General features: G+C 68.4%; 3 protein-coding genes. All 3 read left to right on the forward strand.

The window, feature by feature from the left end:
- Nucleotides 1–28: 28 nt before the first annotated feature.
- Nucleotides 29–205 (forward strand): hypothetical protein, encoded by a 177-nt coding sequence (locus FNH04_RS48400; protein WP_228031993.1) that lies wholly within the window; start codon nt 29–31, stop codon nt 203–205.
- A 74-nt stretch (nt 206–279) separates the two neighbouring features.
- Entirely contained in the window at nt 280–1,062 is a 783-nt protein-coding gene (locus FNH04_RS44370) for an SDR family NAD(P)-dependent oxidoreductase (RefSeq protein WP_152791897.1), read from the forward strand.
- 696 nt (nt 1,063–1,758) lie between these two features.
- On the forward strand, nt 1,759–2,700 hold a 942-nt coding region (locus tag FNH04_RS44375; RefSeq protein ID WP_152791898.1), incomplete at its 3' end, for an endonuclease/exonuclease/phosphatase family protein.

Raw genomic sequence — 2,700 nt, forward strand, 5'->3', positions numbered from 1 at the left:
CTCCCGGCGAACACAGACAGGTGGATTCATGCACGAACTCAAAGCGCTGCTACGCGAGTACGACCGTGCCCGCGCCTACACCGACGACCGGGGAAGGACCGGCGAGGTCCGTGCCGAAAGCCTCGGCCACGCGCTCCCGCCCGACCCCACCTCGGACCGGCTCAGCCGCGTCGACGGCCACCTCGTACTCAGCACCTACGCCTGAACCCCTACGCCACGCCTGACAACCGCACCGGACCCCTCCCCCCGTCCGGAAACTCACCGAAACAGGAGCACCACATGACCAGCACCACCCCCGACTTCACCGGGCAGAAGGCCATCGTCATCGGCGGCACCAGCGGCATGGGCTACGCCGTCTCCCGCCATGTCCTCGACGCCGGCGGCAGCGCCGTCGTCACCGGCCGCACTCAGTCCAGCGCCGACGAGGCAGCGGCCGCCCTGTCCATCCACGGCAAGGCCGTCGGCCTGGCAGCCGACCTGGCCGACCCCGCGGCCGTCGACCGCCTGCGCATCACCCTCACCGACCAGCACCCCGACGCCACCCTGCTCGTCAACGCGGCCGGCGTCTTCGCCCCGAAGTCCTTCCTGGAGCACACGGCCGAGGACTACGACCGCTACCAGGCCATCAACCGCGCCTTCTTCTTCCTCACCCAGACCGTCGTCGGCAACATGATCGACCGCGGCGCGAAGGGAGCCATCGTCAACATCGGCTCCATGTGGGCGCACCAGGCCATCGCCGCCACGCCCTCGTCGGCGTACTCGATGGCCAAGGCCGGACTGCACTCCCTCACCCAGCACCTCGCGATGGAACTCGCTCCGCACGGCATTCGCGTCAACGCGGTCGCCCCCGCCGTCGTACGCACCCCCATCTACGAGGAGTTCATCCCCAAGACGGACGTCGACTCCGCCCTCGACGAGTTCAACACCTTCCACCCCCTCGGCCGCACCGGCACGCCCGACGACGTCGCCGCCACCGTCGCCTTCCTCTTGTCGAACCAGACCGACTGGGTCACCGGCGCCGTCTGGGACATCGACGGCGGCGTCATGGCCGGACGCAACTGACCTGCCCTCGCCCCCGCCTCATCCACAGCCCCGGGCGGCGACGCCCGGGGCAACACCCGCAAGACGGCCGGGGTGAGGTTGTCGTAGCGCACCTGCCCGGCCGCAGAGGCGTCCGAGGAGCCGTACAACGACACCGCCGACAAGCTCTCTGACGGCACCGCCCGAATCTTCGCCGCAATGACCGGCTGCCCGGAGTACCAGGTTCTCTCCGGCAGCAGAGCGATCGACGTCACCAGCATCCTTCGGCAGAACTCGGTCGCCTCTCCAGTCGCCGAGAGACGAGAGCAATTGGGGGCCTCCGCCGCCCTCGGCGACGACGACATCCACCTTCGCCTCGTCGCCGCGCCGGCCTCCTCCAGCCGGTCACGTGCAGCCCCCCAGCCCGGCGTTTCACCCTGCACATGGCCGAGGTCAGCGGACGGCGACCCTCGGCTCCGTGTCGCCGAGGGGCGGGGCTTGCGCGACTGCCGCCCCTCCCATCCCTTGGGCAACCGGTCCCGTGGTGCGATCCAGCCCAGTGGCAGGCTTGTCCGCCTACGAACGGTCCAGGCGTCGAATGGCGGATACGGCGTTTGCCTTAAACCCTCTTGCGGCCGGGGACACCGGGTGGCGACGCCCCCTACGTTTGTCGGGTTCACGCCAGATTGGCGTGTTGTCGCGCCGCTCGACGGCGCGAAGAAGGAGAGTGGTTGACACATGCGCCACAAGTTCAGACGCCTGTCAGCGTTCGTTTCGGCCGTGATCGCGGCCTTACTGTTCAGCGCAGCCCTCACCTCGTCACCGGCGGCAGCCGAACCGCAACCGGAGCCGATCCGCCAGAATCTCAAGATCCTGCACTGGAACATGGCGGGAGCCGCACGCAATGACGGCGACGGCCCGCCGGTCGACCGGCTGGTGGAGAAGATCAGGGAGCTCGACCCGGACATAGTGACGATCAACGAGGTGTGCCACAGCCAGGCCACCTTCCTGCGGGACGAACTGCGTGACAGCGGCATACAGATGTCGTGGCACTTCGGCCGCGCGTCCAACAACTGGTTCAACACATGCAACGGTCTCTTCGGCGCGGACGCCTGGGCGGGGAACGCCATCTTCACCAAGGCACCCGTCGGCGAAGCGAAGGACTTCTGGTTCAGCGGCAACGACATCGTCGAGGAACGCAGTAACGAGACCCGTGGGTTCACCTGTCTGACCGCCTATTTCGCCCTCCCCGTACGCACCTGCTCGGTCCACACCGACCCCAACGACGACAACGCCCGCGCCCAGACGGCGGCCATCGCGGCCAAGTTCGCCGCCGACATCGACCAGCGCCCGTACCTCCTGGCCGGCGACTTCAACGCCGCCCCCGCCACGCACCTGCAGAGCATGTACGTGCCGGAAGCGGGCGGCGGCGGGAAGTTCTACGAGGTGGGGTGGCAGCAGCCGGGCATGGGGGAAGCAACCCACGGAGAGGGCAAACTCGACTTCATCTTCGCCAACAAGGCATGGTTCGACCCGGCGATGACCGGCCGGGCCATCGACGGCGGCACGTGCTCGAGCAACGGAGGCGAGGACTGCTCTGACCACAAAATGCTCTACGGCGAGGTCGTCCTCACCGACGACGCCGACGGAGACGGCACCGGCGGAGGCGGTGGAGGGGGA

This window comes from Streptomyces phyllanthi (genome assembly GCF_009377205.1).
In the GTDB taxonomy this organism is placed as follows: Bacteria; Actinomycetota; Actinomycetes; order Streptomycetales; family Streptomycetaceae; genus Streptomyces; species Streptomyces phyllanthi.

What these genes read in the sequence shown, in the direction of transcription:
- FNH04_RS48400 (WP_228031993.1), top strand. Translation starts at nt 29, where the DNA reads ATGCACGAACTCAAAGCGCTGCTACGCGAGTACGACCGTGCCCGCGCC.
- FNH04_RS44370 (WP_152791897.1), top strand. Translation starts at nt 280, where the DNA reads ATGACCAGCACCACCCCCGACTTCACCGGGCAGAAGGCCATCGTCATC.